The sequence below is a fragment of the Aliivibrio fischeri ATCC 7744 = JCM 18803 = DSM 507 genome, from assembly GCF_023983475.1.
Classification (GTDB): Bacteria; Pseudomonadota; Gammaproteobacteria; order Enterobacterales; family Vibrionaceae; genus Aliivibrio; species Aliivibrio fischeri.
In genome coordinates this window covers 883441-902349 of sequence record NZ_CP092713.1, presented here as the reverse complement: position 1 = coordinate 902349, position 18909 = coordinate 883441, and the positions used below count along the sequence as shown (strand labels likewise).

Here is an 18909-nt window from a genome sequence, read left to right as displayed (position 1 = left end):
CGACATTATAGAAAAGGTCATTAAATTATGGGCGTTACTGTTGCGGCAAATGGATTAAGTGTGGTTCATCAAGGCTCTGGGGGTGAAGCTAATGCTACCCTGCCTGATGTGTGCTTAACGAAGGTAGGTAAACCTATTGTACCTATCCCTTATGGAAATAATGCTAAATCCGCTGACTTAGCTAAAGGCACAACCACCATCACAATGGACGGTGGAAACCCTGTTGCAATTAAAGGAAGCACATTTTCAAAAAGTACTGGTGATGCCGGTGGTGATAAAAAAGGCGTAGCCTCTGGCACCATTGAAGCTGAAGCCGAATTTATTTCCGCCTCTCCTACCGTTAAATTTGAAGGTAAGGGTGTTTGTCGTTTATCTGACCAAATGACAATGAACAAAGCCAATACCATGTGTTTAGGTGGTGCACAGAATCCTTCTGTGTCACTAACTCTTGAAGAAGAAGGAACTTATACGGTTGATATTACATGCAAATACCCAAATGGACTTGCTTACGCTAATGCTCCATTTGAATTAAAAGATTCGCAAGGTGGTATTCTTGATGGTGGTATATTAGATTCAAATGGTAAAGCTTCCTGCTCTGGCTTGCCTCCATCTGAGTGTTCATTGATTCTAAAAGAAAGTAATGATTCATACTCACCAATCGCACCATTAATAGCAAATCAGCCTTCAGAATTGTACGAAGACCCACAAGACTTTTGTACTTTCATTGCTGGCAGACGAGCGCCTTTTTGGGAAACAAAAATTGGTGTTAACAGCGATTGGGGAATATTAATTTCACCATCATTAAGTGACGATGACTTTAAAAATATGGTCTTTGAGCAAAGTAGGTTATTATCTCCTTTTTCCATAAGCCTAAATCATTTAAATGATTTTGCTAACGCGTTCATTTCTGCGCTTTTCCACATTCAAGAAGACCGTGAAACATTACATAAATATGAGTCATTGCTAGAGCTGCTTTTTGAACAAGTTAATGAAAATGGCAACATTCTCCGTATATTATTTCAAGCGGATATTACCGAGCCACCAGCAGAGTTACTTGCTCAATTAAGATATTTAGGCACAGGTAATACGGCTAATTATATACAAACAATGCTGTGGACTATTATAAATAAACAAATCTGCTCTCATTTAGATGAATTAATCACCGCTTTGAATGAACGATTAGATTACATTTTACTTCAAGCACAAACCCACTCTTTCTCAGGTATTGAGGAAGGAATTAATAATTACAAAAATGGTTTGAATATCTTGTCACGTTCACTTCCTGATATTTTTGGTCAAATACTAGAAAAAACAAATGATAAACTTCTTTCTATCTATGCAATGTCTGTAGGGTCAATCGTTAGCATTACAGGAACGACAGGCTTTACTACGAATTCAGGTGAAATAAATGCCGTTGTATATACAAAAGCCAACAATATACATCGACCTTCTATCGTGACTTTTGACGACATATTTTCAGACTAGGTAAAAATTATGGACGCAGTATTTCCAATCACTCAACGTAATGGTGAAGTTTTTCATACTCTCAGTGATTTCAAACAGCTTTTTGAATCAGTAAAAAGTGGTCGCTATATTCTTAGCCAAGGCCATGGATGGCACAGTGGTGTTCATCTCACTACGCAAATGGTTCCATGGGGAAAAGGTATCCGCCCTATACAAGCCATGCTAAGTGGAAATATTGTTGCATACAGAATAAACCCAGAATATTTAAAAAGTACTTATCAAGAACAAGAATTGTCTTTTAGCAATAACTTTGTATTAGTTGAGCACATAGCAAAAAGTCCAAAGCCAGATGAGGAAGCCGATTTTTATTTTTATTCTCTTTACATGCATCTCGCTCCACCTAGTGATATTGGAGCAAATGCTTCTATAACTACTCGTTATCGACTATTGAAAGCAAGAAATGTTCGTACCTTCAAATTTGATGCCGAACCTGAACGCAGTAAAAAAAATAAAACAGTTACATTACCTACAGGCAGTGTACTTGAATACCTATACGCCGATGAGAATCAAACGAAACCCTACGTTATAGGTTCAAAAACCTATCATAATATTAAATGTCGAGTAATTTCTTTAGGTAGCAATACTGATAAAGAAGTAAACAGTCTTAAAGGAAAAATGGTTTGGTTCGCATCAGGACTAAACTCCCCTTTTGATATTTTAAATAACCCTGAAGTTGTATCCAAAGAGCCCATGAATGAGCCAGAATGGATGTCACATCCACTGGCACAAATAAGGGATGGTTCCGTTCAAGTAATTAAAGTCGCTAATACTGACGGTACCCCCATCTCAGAAACTATTATCCCTATTAAAGCAGGCGATGATATTGGTTATATGGGATTACATGAATACAGCCAAGATACTCATGCAACTAAGAAAGAAGATAACCGCGTTCACATAGAAATATTCTCTATTGATCAACCATCAGAGTTCTTCTTAAAAAGCATAGGGGCTAAAAATGCAACAATGAGCGATTTTACTCTCATTGATGGGTCTTCAAGTTCAGGTGCTTTAGATGAATCAAATACATTCTTTCAAGAAATCGCAAGTAAAGTAACAGAAGAAAATAAAGATGGAACGAAAGTCGACTTTTCAACTTATACGCCAAAAAATCTCAAGGTTTATTTAAATACAAAACAAGAAAAATTTGAGAAACTTATCGTTAAGCATCCTAGTGAATGGTACGATCAATCAGATACGCATATGTTTAATGCTGTTATTGAAACGGGTCGAAAATTGCTAGAAGATAAGCTAATAATGCGATTTATGAGCAAGGAAGAATATGATAAATCTGATTATAAAAAACTCATTTTAGAGGCTCATGATAAGTTGGTTGATCATGAAAAAGAGCGAATAGATAAACTCGCTTGGATACAAGAAGCATCAGAACTAGAGATACCAAAAACGCTTTGGCACTTCTGGCCTTTTTCATTATCTACAAGTGAATTAATTACTTTTGAAATGATTTTTGCTGCAAATTTAAAAATGAATGAAAAACAATGCCGTGCAATACAACCATATATAAATAAATATGCTATTAATTATAATATGACAAACCCAAAAGTCATTGCGCACTTCTTATCTCAAGTTGGTCATGAAAGTCACTTTGTAGCTGCAACTGAAAGTTTAAGTTATAGTAAAAAAAGAATGAGAGAATATTTTGGTTGTAAGTATGGAAAGGATAATTACAATCGTGAAAATGACAGTTGCGACTTAGGTCAACTTAGACCCAAGTTATGGACCCATGAAGATGATTACGCCAGAAACTCTAAAAAACTAGCTAACTACGTTTATGCAGATCGTATGGGGAATGGGAACGAAAATTCTGGTGATGGTTATAAATTCAGGGGACGTGGATTAATCCAAATTACAGGTAGAGATAAATATACTGCTTTTACTGCATATCACAACTCTAAAAATATTGATGATCAACAAGACTTCTTAATTAATCCAGAATTAGTTGCAGATAGTTTAGACTATGCAACCTCTTCTGCTTTTTATTTCTGGTATAAATTTAAAAAAATCAATGACGAGTTTTCATCTTCTGCATCAGTTATCGATATTACAAAAAAAGTGAATGGCGGAACTAATGGTTTAAAGGATAGAGAAAAGAGATACAAAATGGTTACTAAACAGATGGGGATGTCAAGCAATGAATAATACACTAAAAACAATATTAATATTAATATTGTTTTCTTTTAGCAACTTATCAAAATCAAATGAAATAAAAACCCCTGATGAAGGAGTCATCAATTTTATAAAACAAAATGATGAAAATTATCCTTTAGCTCTAACTATAATAAATAATGGAAAAACAACTTTAATTGACAAATATTCTTTTGAAGGTGGAGAGCCCGAGCTAAATGATTCTTCTTTTTTACAGATCGATAATAATACATTATTCCTAGTACTAATATCATGGAATGTAAATCATTACGATATTAAAGGAACTCAATATCAAACTTTCATTTACAAATATGAAAATAAAACATTACATCAGTACTCAGAGCTAAATAATGACAGTAACCTAAGTGGATTTATTGGTTACACGAATGATTTAAAAAATCAAGAATATGATTATAACAATATAGAAGAAATAAAAAAATATTTACAAAAAAAGTTACACTATGGAGAAAATGATTTATTTTCATGCATATTAAATAACAACAAAAAAGTAACACTAAAGAATAAAAACAACCGAAATTATTATGTTTACAGAAACAATAATAACATAGAGTTACAATATCCATTATCAAATGAAAAACCTATTTCATTTGATAATGGAAAAGATACAATTTCTTTTAGCAGAGGCGGTTACATATATTATATAACAAAGAAAAAAATAAATGACTATAATTTATCAGTTAAAAATGATAACAAAATAATATTTAATAAACCATGCAAAAATATAATAACCCCTTTCCCATCAAATATTAACGAATATTTTAATTAAACTTCACCATTAAAACACTAGCTATCTTGCTGGTGTTTTTTATCACTCGACATCAACTTACTTTCCACAAAAACTATCATTTCAGTGAGATTAAAAATCACGAACCGCATAGAATCTGCGTACTATAAACTTTATTGAAATTAAACTAACTTCGCTTAAGAAAAAATAATTAATGCACAGCTCTCTTTATCTTGTATGTCTTCCATGGCTTGATGATCCTATGCCTTTTCGTGAGCAAGTCGCTCGTGAAATACGTAAAGGTGAACGTATGCTCAACGAAATGGAAGTCGACCGTGCATCTATTCTGGTTATTCGCTATTGCTTATGTGCTGCAATGGATGAATCGGTATGCCGTCAAGAATGGGGAGCCAACAGTAACTGGAGTCAGAACAGCTTATTGTCTGAATTTCATAATGAAACCTCAGGTGGCGATAAGTTTTTTGTCATTTTAGATAGATTAAAAGCAGATCCTCGCAAGTATCGTCATGTAATCGAATTCTTATATTTACTCCTACAACTGGGTTTTAAAGGTAAATATGGTCGAGCTGAGCGTGGTGCTGAGAGTTTGACTGAGATCGGCAACACTATCTACCGTTTAGTTCGTGACGAGCGTCTGGCTGAGCAAGAGAAAGTAGCATTAGTTGATGTCAAATCTAAGTACTTAAAAAAACCATTAAAACGCGTACTGCCTCCAAAGTTGATCCTTGGCGTCAGTGCTTTACTATTTGCGGCCATGTATGCCGCTACGTATCTCGTTATTGATGTTCGATTTCAAAAGCTACTGTCTCTTTACCAGTAGATTTTCTGCATTTCGACATTATAGAAAAGGTCATTAAATTATGGGCGTTACTGTTGCGGCAAATGGATTAAGTGTGGTTCATCAAGGCTCTGGGGGTGAAGCTAATGCTACCCTGCCTGATGTGTGCTTAACGAAGGTAGGTAAACCTATTGTACCTATCCCTTATGGAAATAATGCTAAATCTGCTGACTTAGCTAAAGGCACAACCACCATCACAATGGACGGTGGAAACCCTGTTGCAATTAAAGGAAGCACATTTTCAAAAAGTACTGGTGATGCCGGGGGTGATAAAAAAGGCGTAGCCTCTGGCACCATTGAAGCTGAAGCAGAATTTATTTCCGCCTCCCCTACCGTTAAATTTGAAGGTAAGGGTGTTTGTCGTTTATCTGACCAAATGACAATGAACAAAGCCAATACCATGTGTTTAGGTGGTGCACAGAATCCTTCTGTGTCAGTTACAGCTGAAGAAGAAGGAACTTATACTGTTGATGTGAGTTGTTTTTACCCTGATGGAAGTGCTTTTAAAAATGCGGTTTTTGATATTGTGGATCCAAATAATTCAGTATTAGGTTCAGGAACTTTATCTACTAACGGTACGGGGTCAGCTTCCGGTATTCCAGCAGGAGAAATCCGCATTATTTATCAAGAAAGTGCCGATGATTTTATAGTTCAGTCACCAAGAAGTGTTAATCCTCATTATCGAGAAAAACTTACCGACGATGTATTTTTCGATCTTGCAGCTCAGGGAAAACAAACCTTTTGGCAGCCTGCTCGTATGCAAACGGTCGTTGAAACTTGGGGAACAATGAGAAAAACATTATCTTCAGACCCCTATTTTTATAACATTGTAGAGCTAGAAACTAAATCTCATTTTAACCACCAGCACTCAAATTATTCATTCAGTACATTAGCTGAATATATATTGGCAAATGTAGATTCGAAAGACGATAGCTGTATACCTAAATTAATCGCACAAACATTACCACTTATATTGGATGAAGGTGAAATTTTATCAACCCTTCTCCTGCTACCTAAGCATGAAACAACCAACCATTTCTTAGCGTATATGCGTGCTCGTGGGAAAGGAAACCCTCATACATATTTACAAAATTACGAATGGAGCAAAGCAAAACAATTACTTAATAATGAGCTAGAAGCATTGTTAACAGAAATTAAGCTACGTATTCAATCCCTAGGCTCTGAAGCCGATAGATTAAATTATTCTTATTTATCAAAGGATATCTATTCTTCACATGTTGACACCATTAATTCGTTCACAAAAACATTAACAGACAAACTAGCAACTGCCTTTGCTGATTTAGAAAAAAAAGTTAGTTCATTACTTAATAATGGTACCCCTGTCTCCGTTATTCTGAGTGATAAAAGCCTTTATTCTGCTGAGGCTCAAATCATTAGCAATGTTGTTAATACGAATCCCAACATCGATTTAGAAGAACAACAATGGATAAAGGTACGTGCTGTACATGATGATCGCTGGCAAACCCCATTTTTAGCTGAAAATATCAAGATCACAACGAACTCTGTCGTTCATGCAGAAAAAGCAGCTCTTAATAAAAGCTCATTCTCAAGTACTATTTCCGACACTAAAGAGTTGGCGATAGAAACACAACTTAATGAAGGTGGAGTTATTGCATTTGATAATCTAAAACCAAATACAGACCTTGTTATCGCAGAGTTTAAAGGTGAAGCAGGAATAGAAAAAGAGATTGAAAACTCACGTAAGAGCATTGAGGCTTATCTGGATGGCATCTATAACACTCTTGTTCAAGATATGTCAGGCTTCCAAAAGCAATGGGAAGACGAAGGGTTATTTAGTCTAGATGACGGTGTAATTAGTGGAGCTAAAGGTTGGGGAAGTGATCTTGTTGAGCTATTTTCACCACGTATCTGGCAAGATATTGGAGATACCCTTTCTTCATCAGGCTCTGATGCTTACGATTATTTATATAACTACGCAAACGACACCTATGATTCAATAACAAAATCAATTACAGATGAAGAAGGAAATCTGCGTAACGTTACTTGGTTCATTGCTCAACTTCAAGAAGATCTCGGTGATATACAACAAGCAACATTCGAGACCATTGATGATGCAATAGAGAGTGCTCAGACACTATATGCCGATGGTGAAGATTTCTTACGTAAACTCGAATGTATTGCCAAAAATAGACAAGCTATTTTAGATTTACCAAAAAATCTTTCAGATGGTGATATTGATGCCATTGAAGTTTTTGTTGATACAATCCTAATGGAGATTGATCCTGAATGGGCAAAAGAAATAAAAGAAAGTGAACATTTTTCAAAAGCGCTTGCTGTAATCCAAGATCATTCAAGTGCTATGCTATATAACGCTTATTTAAGTCTAATTATTGAAGCTATTCCACCCAATTTTTACGCTTACCATGCAGGAAAAGCAGGTGCTTACATTGCACTAGAAGTAATTTTCACAATAGCCCTATCTGTACTAACACTAGGAGCAGGTGCAGCAACTCGAATCGCAGCTGTTACAGCAAAACTGACTTTAGGAACTAAACGCATATCGACACTAAATCATGCATCTAAAGCTTTAAGTGCATTCATGGATACAACAAAAGGCATGGTAGACGTGTTACAAGATTACGATAAATTAGCAGATAAACTAATTAAAAGACCAATGGGATCAATTAAAGGCAAAGGTAATGAAACCTTAACCATGACTAAAACCAATGTGAAACGAAATGGAAAGTGTCGTTTATGTCACTCTGATGAGCATAAAACACCAAAACTATATCGTGGTGAAGTGAATTACATATAACGAGATCATTTTATGAGTATAATAGAAAAAGCAATTTCCAAAGAAGAAATCGACTTTATAAATGGTACAGTAGAAAAAAAAGGGTATAGGAAGCGTTGGATCTCTAAAGTAAAAAAAATCTCTAACCACCCTTTCAATCACGGTATTCATATGGACACTCACCATTTGATATCTGCCGAAGCTGTAACAATAAGTGGTTTAGGTTCATTATTAGAAAAAAAAGGGTATGATATTAATGCATTAAATAATTTAGTTGGTTTTCCGGCAACTTTACCTGGAGCATGTCAACTTCACTGTCAACTTCATCGTGGTGATCATATTTTTTCTCAACCAAAAGAAGAACCTTACCACAAATATGTATCAACACAAATAATGGATTTAATTCAAGACATTCAAAGTTGCTATGGAAAAACCAAAAAAAGAGAAACAAACCACGAAATTCATTCTGAAGTAATGGACCCTGTAAGTAGAAAGACGCTAAAAAGAATAAACAAATTTAAGCTACCTTTAACAGATATTTACCTAAACTTTAAAAAAGGAAATTGTGGTTGTGCTGGTTCGGGAAACATAACAGAAGCCAGAATATCGAAAAATATATGTATAAATAGAATGCATATAGGTATAGATTATAGATACCCTGAAAAAGGAAACACAATTAAAGGTAATAAAAAAATCATTACATTTAATCAACAAAATTGGGAGCCAAAGGTTGGACAATGAACAAATACAACGATGAATATTATATAGTCTTTGAAAATTATAATAATGAAACATTATATTTAAGTCCTCTACAAAAAACATTTGATAGAAATTATACTTATACAAAAATAAACATGGGGCAAGAACCTCTTTTTTTCGAAAATGCCTATAAAGATAAAGACTTATTAAACTCAATACAAAGACCAATTAAAAATGCACACTTAAACCTAAACTATCCTATTATTTCTAATAAAATAAAAGATGACATAAATAATTTTGAAATTGATAATTTCCAACTTTATCCAACAGTCATAATTGATGACAATGGTGATTTTTATGACAACTTCTGGTTTTTTAATATTTATAATAAAATAGATGCATTAAATCTCAAACACTGTATCATTGATGATTATGATGAAGATGATAAGCGACATGATATTGATAAATATTATCTTGACGTAAATAAACTCAATTCGATACAAGAAGAAAAACGATTGATTTTCATCCCAGAAAAAGCAAGTGGTGCTCCTGTTTTTGTCCATAAAAAAATAGTCGATATTTTTAATAAACATAAAGTAGACACTTTGAAGTTCATAAAAGTTTCAGAATGGGAAATGGGGAAACAATTTTAATTCATCATAAACACCAGCTCTCTAGCTGGTGTTTTTCCATCGGCCCACATTAACTTCCTTCCCCCTACCTCCCACGATAAACACAAAAAAACTATCACTTTAGTTATTTTAACTATCATTTCAGTGAGATTAAAAATCACGAATCGCATAGAATCGGCGCACAATAAATTTTATAAAAATTCTATGGCTATTCAATTTACTTCAATCGTCGAGAGCGGACGATTCAAAGACAGAAAATTTGCTCGTTTGGTGTTAAATACAATCATTTTAATCATTGTGCTTATGGTGATGACTTTAGAAATCTTAGATGATTATGATATCTTGGACATATTCAATGATATTCAAGATAATATCATTGCCTTTACAACATTGTGTTATATGAGTGCCCTGTATTCTTATGGCTATCAACTTCCATTATTTAAGCATCAGTGGCAAGTATTCTTAATTTTGTATTTAACGCTTGCTCAAGCAGTTTACGTATTAGGTTATCTTACGTATACACAATATGACCAGCACTCTATTATTTACTTACTTAGCTATTGTTTATTCTGGAGTCTTTTTTATGGTTATTTGATTTATACAATAAATAATCTTAAAAATGACATTAAATAATCATCATCATTAATGACGATTTCTCATGTATAAAAAAACGCCAGTGAATTATTTATTCACTGGCGTTTTTATTACATCTAACTAATTACTATGCAGCCTTTCTTGTTAACCAATCATCACGATATACAAAAGCAACGTTGTCATCTAATGGCACCGTTCTGCTTACTGTTGTTGCATTTACACCATAAGCATTTGTACCGTCAACAGTAATAGTTATATCAGAATTTCTCCAACCAGAAATATCTTCCACCGTAGTAGTCCAAGTTCCATCTCGTTGTATCTGTACAGTTTGATTAAAGTTCTTAGCAACTTGATCTACTGATTGAACAGTAATATCAATACTATCACCTTCAGCAAAACCTAAACTTGTCCCCGTAATGACTAAACGATCTGAATCATCAGTCCCTATCACATCGTCACCAGCGATCAAATCCAATGTAATTTCAGGAGTTACAGCTACTTGCTCACTATGCATATTACCTTGATTACCAACCACATTTTCATAACCAGCAGAAACGATTAATTCTTTATAACTTTCAACACCAACATTTAAAGAAGAGATAGTACCTATCCACTCCGTAGCTGGTGCTGTTACAGAACTAAAATCAATTGGTTGTCCTAAAGACGCTACAACATTAGATACATTTTCACTAAATCTAATCGTAACTTGAACACTACTATTATTTAAGGGTGTTGTTGGTGTTATTACAACACTTGAAACTGTAGGTTTTGCTTTATTCAACGTTACAGTACCAGAGACAGATGGCGCCGCAATGCTATGTTGATTAGTCCCGGTTACTTCCGCGGTAATTGTGCCATCAAGCCAAGAACTCATATCTAATGCTGACGTAGTCCAGTTACCACTACCATCAATAGTTACAGATTCTGAAGGAATAGCGGTGCTATCTGCAGAATTACTAAAAGATAGTGTTAAATTATCACCAGAAGTAAAACGAGTCGAACTACCCGTTATAACGACATTCGCAGCTTCACTTTCATTAATAAGTCCATCCGAGATTGTATTAATTGCAATTGAAGGTGTTAAATATAAAATCCCACTAGTATCAGCATCCCCCACATTACCATTAGTATCCACATAGCCCGTAACAGTTAATGAAAGCTGATCATTTAGAGTAGCAGGGACATCAACTGTACCAATCCATTTTGCCGTACTTACGCCTTCTGTCCACGTAACAGCATTAGCACCTAAATGAGCTGAAGCATTTGTTACGTTCGTAGAAAAATCAACAGTGACTTTCACTGTATCTCCATTATTTGCATGAACTGGATCGAACACAACGTCTGATACTGAAGGTAATAACCCAAGCACATTAACCTCTTTAGACGCTCCAATACCTGGCATAGTAATCGTACTTGTATAACTGCCATCAGCTACAGAAATAGTGACAGATTTATTTTGACCTTTTGGTGCGGTATATACAGCAGTCCAAACTTTTGCTGGTCCTGCTGCCCAACCGCTGAAGTCTAGAGCTCCTGTAGCCCCTGAGTCACTTGCCACTACCGTTACATCATCTTTAGTAAAACCAATTACATCTTCTGTAAAAGTAAATGTAATGGTTGATTGGGCCTCTGAACCTAAATCATTTGCACTACTTGTAATACTGAGTGATGGTGTTGTCGCTGCCGTAACCTTCATAGCACCTGTATTACTTGTCTCTTGACTAATATAGTCTTCCGCAGTCACCGTCGCCGTGTAGTCACCAGCAGGAACCAAATAATGGAAAATAAATGGTTCTGTAGGACCGGTCGGTTTTGTTACCGATTGCGGTGTATATGTTTGCGAACCAGTTTTCAATGTTGATGTAACACGGTTTTCATTTAAATTCGCATCACTCACCATTGATTTAACATTGTACTGGTAATAACCACTGCTAGGTACAAATGTCATTTGTTCGCCTTGTACTGCACCAACCATTGGAGCTACAAAATCTACATAGCTATTAGCACCGGCATCACCAAAAGTCATACCTTTGTAAATGAAAGTAGTCATGTCACGTCCAATATTATCCGTTGCTGTCAAAGTTAATGTGTATTGACCTTGCTGACCGTCATTAAAAGTAAATTGACCGCGCGCAGTATCACCAATAAATGAGCCAGTTACAGGAATCTCCCCTTTGCTATTTACTAGTTTTAACGTGTAATTCGACATCGTAATTGAATTAGCCGATGTAGCTTTAATCGTTAAATCTTGTAATCGTTCTTTCAGAGCAATTTTATTACCCTGCAATTCTGAATTACCGATAAAATCCAATGTCAATTCAGGCTTGCTTAAATCAAGATTAATTGTTTTAGTACTCTTTAAGCCAACATTATCCGTAGCTGAAATAACAACAGTTAATCTATCTCTTCCTTCGATTTGACTCTCATCTAGATCAATAAAAGTAAAGTCAGATGTTTTCTCTTCTTTAAAGTTAATTGCTTTAACTTCGTAGATAACTTCTCTTAATCCACTACCTGAAATATTATCGTATAGATCAAAAGTAGCTCGGATCTTATCTGCTATTGGTGATCGACTTAATTGATAAGTATCTTCAATTGTTGGAGCTTCATTATCAAGAAGCACAGTCAGAGAGTCCTTAGCCGTTTTACCCCATACATCTTTTGCAAGTAATTTGATAACCACATTATCTTTTGCATAATCATCTGGAAGTAAACCTTTAAATGTAGAACATGTAGCTGTGGCATCATCTGCACATACTATAAAATCAGAAAAATGCTTATCCGGGTCATTACTAAATGTATAGTCAGTATCAGCTAATGAAACGACCACATCTTCCAATCTTGACTCGTCAAATAACTTAACTTTAAAAGCAAATTCTATCGACTTTCCATCAATATACTGGTTATCAACTAAACTCGTCACATCTGCTTCAAAGTCTCCTGTTGGAATAATCAACTGTAATATACTCTTATCTATTGGCGTTATCTGAATAGCATTACCCGCTTTATCTTTAACACCATTTGCTTTAACAAAGTGCGTTGTTTCAATACCATTGATAAATTGATTGTAATTTTCCTTATAGGTACAACGAACAAGAGAGTCATCACTTGTTGATCTCTCACAACCTAAAGGACTAAATGTATTACCATTTTTTTCTAACGTAGGTTCTTTTGTTAGGTCAATGTTTGAGTCCGCATCAATATAATCAACATTAAGCTGTAATTTCTTAATATTAGACGAGTCAACAGTAACATCTGCCGCTTTTAATCGATAACCACTAGCTTGATCTTTAATATATGGAGCAACAACATCAGCCATTTTAAAACTAAACTTCTGTACTTTCTCTGCATTATTAGCACCAATTGTTCGAGTAATAAGCACTGGGTTATCTAAAAAGTTTTTATCTACCGTAATATTACAAATCGGCGTTGTTGGTTCATTATATTTCGCGTAATACAAAGTATCGATTGGTGGTGTATCATTGCTATAATTCTCACGAACCCAGCACTCTAATGACTTTAATCCACCATCATTTACTTTCTTAAACTGAACATTCACATCTTTATTTGATATATGCGATGTAAAATCAATTGGGTAAGTAATAGCTAACTCAACCCCTTCAGTTTGAACCATTAAAGAACGAGAAATGTTAGCTTTAAGCAAATCGTTTTCATTATTTGCTTTTGTATTATTTGTTGCAGAGATAGATATAGCATAAGTACCATCAACATTAGGTTTAATCAATGATTCCCATACCGTTGTATCACCAACTTCTGATTTCTTTGTAAAGTTTAATGTAGTACTTCCCGTTGTACCTTGTAATTGATAGCTGCTAACAATTGATGCAATACCACTTTTATCTTCAAGCGTTAAAATCAGTTTTACGTCCTTTTTCAACGTAGCAATATCGCTAGGAACCGTTGTGTCATCATCAGCGTAAACCATGGCTAAACTTGCAACAGGTGCAGTCTCATTTACTTTTACATTAAAAATTTCCGAATTTGTATTTCCTCTAATATCTTGAGCTTCCACTTTAAGATTCGCATCAGTAGGAGAATCCAATAGGATATCATTAGGATGATCAGGTTTAGGTTTACTACCAGGGTCACCTACAGGTGGCGTTGAACCAGTATAAACCCAAAACTTTACGGTATCTCGGTTCACACCTGTAGACGAAGTGTCGCCGATTAGACTTAAATCTAGTGCATTTAAATTAAATACAAAATTAGAGCGATAATATTCAGAAGGTGAGTAGTTAGTTAATGATAGCGTTGGCCCTTCAATATCGAATTGCATACCAATTTTATTTGTAAAACGCGTAAATCCAAATTGATCTTGAGCCTTCACTACAAGATCGACTAAATTAGAATTTGGCGCTAATACGATACGATCTGTATCAACATTTCGTAATACGATAGAAAATGGATTCTCTGGCGTAACTACAGCAGTATTTTCTTGAATAGCAATACGACTACCATCTGTTTTTTCCTGATATACAGAGACACTTTCAACGTCGGAATCATCAGTAATTTGCGCAATATTGATATTAAAATTACGTCCCATAACATGACTGCCGTTCGACACTTTATCTGTTAACGATGGATTTGCTAAAAGGATACTAGGCCCTTCTTTATCTACTTTAAAAGTATGTGTACCCTCTCCTGTATTACTTGGATATGCATCATTTATAGCGGTAATTTTAAATTGATTATTCACTCCATGCGTAAAATGCTCAGCAACTAACTGAATTTGATAATTTGGTGCAACTCCTGTTAGATAAGCAGGATAATCCGAACACGCTTCACCATCTGCAACGGAACATTTAACAACATCAATCCAACTCGCACCCGGTCTATTTAATTTTACTTGAATATCCTTTGGTGCACTTAATGCTCCCCATTCTATAATACTATTCGGATTCCATTCTTCGTTACCACCGATAAACTTATCTTCTGCTCCTGTGGTTACTTCTGGCTTTGAAGAATCAATATTAAGTACATATTTAGGTGCAGCAATATCTTGAGCTTTTACCTTATTACCAAGTTCATCTTCGCCTTCTAGTGCAAATGACCACTCACCATCATCAAGATCCACTGTTTTTTCAGAAGCATCAGAACATACCGAACTTTTACATAATGAAACAACAATTTGATTTGTCGAATTCACATAAAAATCATCTTTAGTTAGTGTTTGTTTTACTAACCCTTTAGATAAAACGATTTGCCTAACATCAGGCTTATCACCGACAACATCTGTCACTGTAAAGTTTAAATTTTGTTTGCTGTTTAAATTCAAATATGTATTTTGATCATAATCAGGTAAAGCCGAAAACGGAGGTTCATATACAAATGTCGGAGCGCTGTTATCAATGATATACATAGTTGAATAAGGCGCACTTGAGTACCCATAGTCGTTACCATGAGAGTCTGCTGCCTTAACATCCATATTAAACGAAGCAATACCTGAATAAGTTGGATTTAATGTATTAAAATCAAAATTATATCTTTGAGTAAACTGATTATTTCTACTGTCTTCTTTATAAATAATGCCAGAAATGCTACTTACAGCTCCACTTTGGTTTACCCAAGACGCATCAAAAACAGGAGGTCGAGTGGTGTCATTGATCCCAGATGGATCTTCCAACAATAATTCAGAGCCCACGATTCCAGCAACGTACCATTGATTATTTTTTTGAATTTGACGACCACTAGTAGGTGTTAATGTCACAGAAGGAGGTTGCGTATCAATAGAAGAACCAGAGTCACTAAACAAGGCACTGCCATCTAAATATGGATTAGCCGTTGCATAATTATCTGCATAAGCAAGCGCAATTGAATCAGAGATATCAAGATCATTAGTCAAGTAATTGAAATAAATATTTGCTAAATCAGAACGATAGGTATTTTCGCTAAAGTTATAGCCACCTAAACTGATCCCACCATTTTTACCAGTACCATTTGGTTTACCATCAAATGAAAAATCATCATAAAAAGACTTAGCGAATGACACACTATCATCAATGGCACTCTTATCTGAAAGAATAACTAAAGACTCCAACAGGTATCGATGCTGAAATGGCAAACTTGGATTCGATGGTGTATGAGCTTCTATCTCTTCATTTGTAGCATAAGCTGTTAAAATTGGATTAAATCCAAAGAAACTGTCTCCTTCAGTTAGCATCTTATTTACTTTAACTAGAATTTCTTTGGCCTTTTCTTTGCTCTTATTTGGTTCTTTTTCCCATAAATAGTCAAAGAAACCACTCTGATACACAGCTAATTCTGTTATGTATACATTTTGTCCTTCATTAACCAGCACATGAGCCGAAAAACCTGAATCAGAATCCAAATAAGCAACTTGTTGCTCTTTTCGAGACCATTTGTTGTGTATGGTTGAATCTAGTTTACTAGAAAGTGAAACTTTTATAACTTCGCCAATGTACTCAGAATTAATAGAGCAACCAGCAACATCCAAAGTCATAATATTAGGCTCACTAATTAATGATTTTTGTTCCGTTGTACATGTTGCTATAAGCTGTGTTGACCCATTATCCGCATAAACTTCAAAACTCGCAGTTGCATTAATAAATGGGGTAACAACTTTTAGTTCAGGCAAATTGAATGTTGTTCTAAATGACATCGTTTGTTTCGCCGAAACATTTCCAGAGCCATCGGTAGTTGTTAGCGTTATTTCTTGTACATGATTTTCTCCGACAGAACGGAAACCATTACCAAAGATCTCCTTTGTATACGGAATATAATATATAACTTCTTTCGCATAACCATTTTCGTCGAAGTTAATTGTCTCATGAGGAATAGTATTAGAATCAGCACTTGTGACAGCATTACTCTCAGAAGGAGAACTTTGCCCATCTTCTGTTGCTTTGTAATCAACACGCAAAATTAAATTTTCAGCGGAAGTACCTAAATTTTCGCCAGAAACAGCCCCTTCAATAGGATCAGAAACTTTAACTTTTATGTACGGGATTTTATTTATATTTAAAATTGCTGGATCAAAATTTTCATAATCAACCGTAGGATGGCTAATTAATAAACCATCCTTTGCATACCGATATGGAATATTTAAGAATTTATTAGCAAGATCAATAGTAGAAAATGAACTGGAGCTATAGGATTCAATGAGCTCTTGTCGCACATTGTTTATCACTTGAATAAAACTCATCGGTGTATCGGGATATGATATAGCTTGGTTAGGTTTAGTGGTATCAGAAAGAACATTATGAATAGTTTCACTTCTGTTCCCATTTTCATCAGTAACAATTAAAGAAAACTTAGATAAGGCATTTGAGAAAAGCTCTTTTCCAAAACTTTCTTGGAACGTACATTCATAACCATGCTCGGCAGGGCGTTCATGACAAGTGACAGGTTGAGGTTCACCATTATTAAAACTAACAGTGAATTCACTCAATTCTGATGAGTCTTCTTTCACAAACCCTTCAAGTAAATAATCATGACCTAAACTTGGGTTAAAAGTGGTGGCAGATTCAATTTCAATCACTGGAGCGAAGTTATCCCATTGAAAAGGAATTTCGTAAGGTGTGGTATTTTCGTTTCCAACAATATCTTCAGCGTACACAACCAGTTTTGCATCTATGATAGTCTCACTAATTGCATCTAGTTTACTAGTATCGATCAAAATAGATGCTTTATTTTCACGTGCACCTTCAATAAAAGTATCGGTGTTAATGTTGCAATAACCATCGCCGAAACCAACTTCAGGACATGCGAATTCAGTTGACCAACCAAGATCATCTTGATACTGCAGAGAAACTCTTAATGATTTAGTACCTACATTATCTTTCACTAAAAGATCTAATGAGTCTAATCGAACTAAAACATCTTTATCACTTCGTTCAACCGTTGGTTCCGTATCATCAATAGGAACTTCCGTTCTCGGAGGGAAAACTGTCATAGTTTCAGGAGTTGTACCTAACTTATTTACCTTACTAGCAAATGGTTTGTAATCGTTAGGATTTGTACCAGAGACATTAAGCCTATTGTTGTTAACCGTAATCAATATATATTGCGAAAGGATATTAGTATATGTTTCGACTGATACAGACTCTTTACCAAAAGATATCTTTTTGTCTAATCCACTAATATTATCTGTTTCATAACCATCCAATTGACCATCAGCACTAATATCTCGGTACATAATGTCACTTAGTGTAAATGACGTATAAATGCTACTGCTATCAGACGCTGGATACTTTTTAATTAAATCACTTGAAAAAACAGAATAAGCGGTAAGGTATGCTCCATATTGATGCCCAGTGGTAACGTAAGCACTTTGCCCTCCTTTAACAATATCAATTGGTTCAACAGTAATGACATCAAAACCATACATGTTGCTAATAGTTGAATTGGCACTATCAATTGCACCTTCAGCGTCCATGCCTAATTTGTGGATTTTATAATCAGCAAGCCCTTTAGATATTAAAGACAACGGCGTCAACATTATTCGATTCGCTTTATTTTCATAAAAAAACGCTGTCGATTCAAACTTAAGCGTCTTACCATCACCTTCATAAACAACTTCCCCTGTGGCAGGATCAGTATAGGCACCACCAAAAGCTTGAAGAAGTACAGGCATAGAACCACTATTCACCTCCATGGAGTAATCTCCTTTAGATGAGGTTCGTGTTTCACCTAACTTTTTACCAATAGCTCCATTAGCATATTCCCATAGTACAACTCGCGCACCAGCAATTGGAGCATCAAATAAAATCCCTGATACTGATGTCGTTTCTCGTTTGGGTGGAGAAGTATCTTTACTTTCACCACCACATGATGAAATTAATAGAATTAAGCCTAGCCCAGCAAACAGTTTTAAAAATGAAAATATACGCATAAATATATAAAAGCGAGTTGTAGTTATAAGACTGCATGCATTATA

The 18909-nt window shown here is 35.1% G+C and carries 8 protein-coding genes and 1 pseudogene; 8 read left to right on the top strand and 1 reads right to left on the bottom strand.

Annotation, left to right across the window (positions count from 1 at the left end; all coding sequences use genetic code 11):
- The first annotated feature begins 27 nt into the window (after positions 1-27).
- The 8 genes and pseudogenes from AVFI_RS17455 to AVFI_RS17420 all read left to right on the top strand — a co-directional run bounded on the left by AVFI_RS17455 (position 28) and on the right by AVFI_RS17420 (position 10031).
- On the top strand, positions 28-1485 hold the full coding sequence (locus AVFI_RS17455) for a DUF4150 domain-containing protein (protein WP_199414925.1): 1458 nt from the start codon (positions 28-30) through the stop codon (positions 1483-1485).
- Between the two features lie 9 nt (positions 1486-1494).
- Positions 1495-3681 carry a glycoside hydrolase family 19 protein gene (locus AVFI_RS17450; RefSeq protein WP_236782109.1) on the top strand — a complete coding sequence of 729 codons (2187 nt, stop codon included), beginning with the start codon at positions 1495-1497 and terminating at the stop codon, positions 3679-3681.
- Positions 3674-4474: a hypothetical protein gene (locus AVFI_RS17445; protein WP_188863981.1), complete on the top strand. Its 801-nt coding sequence runs from the start codon at positions 3674-3676 to the stop codon at positions 4472-4474. Before AVFI_RS17450 ends, AVFI_RS17445 begins: the two co-directional genes overlap by 8 nt.
- 199 nt (positions 4475-4673) lie before the next feature.
- Positions 4674-5273: pseudogene (gene icmH, locus AVFI_RS17440) on the top strand (type IVB secretion system protein IcmH/DotU); the annotation flags it as partial.
- A gap of 40 nt (positions 5274-5313) precedes the next feature.
- Positions 5314-8088, top strand: a complete 2775-nt coding sequence (locus AVFI_RS17435) for a DUF4150 domain-containing protein (RefSeq protein WP_199414895.1) — start codon at positions 5314-5316, stop codon at positions 8086-8088.
- 12 nt (positions 8089-8100) lie between these two features.
- The gene (locus AVFI_RS17430; RefSeq protein WP_063651947.1) at positions 8101-8808 is read left to right on the top strand and encodes an AHH domain-containing protein; all 708 of its coding nucleotides are present in this window, start codon (positions 8101-8103) and stop codon (positions 8806-8808) included.
- On the top strand, positions 8805-9419 hold the full coding sequence (locus AVFI_RS17425; protein WP_054775942.1) for an imm11 family protein: 615 nt from the start codon (positions 8805-8807) through the stop codon (positions 9417-9419). Before AVFI_RS17430 ends, AVFI_RS17425 begins: the two co-directional genes overlap by 4 nt.
- Positions 9420-9602: 183 nt before the next feature.
- On the top strand, positions 9603-10031 hold the full coding sequence (locus tag AVFI_RS17420) for a hypothetical protein (RefSeq protein WP_041941208.1): 429 nt from the start codon (positions 9603-9605) through the stop codon (positions 10029-10031).
- Positions 10032-10119: 88 nt separating this feature from the next.
- Here the strand turns inward: AVFI_RS17420 and AVFI_RS17415 are convergent, their stop codons facing one another.
- Positions 10120-18864 (bottom strand): Ig-like domain-containing protein, encoded by an 8745-nt coding sequence (locus AVFI_RS17415; RefSeq protein ID WP_188863749.1) that lies wholly within the window; start codon positions 18862-18864, stop codon positions 10120-10122.
- Positions 18865-18909 lie beyond the last annotated feature (45 nt).

Excerpts from the sequence above, each read along its gene's own strand:
- AVFI_RS17420 (WP_041941208.1), top strand. The coding sequence starts at position 9,603 with ATGGCTATTCAATTTACTTCAATCGTCGAGAGCGGACGATTCAAAGAC.
- AVFI_RS17425 (WP_054775942.1), top strand. The coding sequence starts at position 8,805 with ATGAACAAATACAACGATGAATATTATATAGTCTTTGAAAATTATAAT.
- AVFI_RS17415 (WP_188863749.1), bottom strand. The coding sequence starts at position 18,864 with ATGCGTATATTTTCATTTTTAAAACTGTTTGCTGGGCTAGGCTTAATT.
- AVFI_RS17430 (WP_063651947.1), top strand. The coding sequence starts at position 8,101 with ATGAGTATAATAGAAAAAGCAATTTCCAAAGAAGAAATCGACTTTATA.
- AVFI_RS17445 (WP_188863981.1), top strand. The coding sequence starts at position 3,674 with ATGAATAATACACTAAAAACAATATTAATATTAATATTGTTTTCTTTT.
- AVFI_RS17435 (WP_199414895.1), top strand. The coding sequence starts at position 5,314 with ATGGGCGTTACTGTTGCGGCAAATGGATTAAGTGTGGTTCATCAAGGC.
- AVFI_RS17450 (WP_236782109.1), top strand. The coding sequence starts at position 1,495 with ATGGACGCAGTATTTCCAATCACTCAACGTAATGGTGAAGTTTTTCAT.
- AVFI_RS17455 (WP_199414925.1), top strand. The coding sequence starts at position 28 with ATGGGCGTTACTGTTGCGGCAAATGGATTAAGTGTGGTTCATCAAGGC.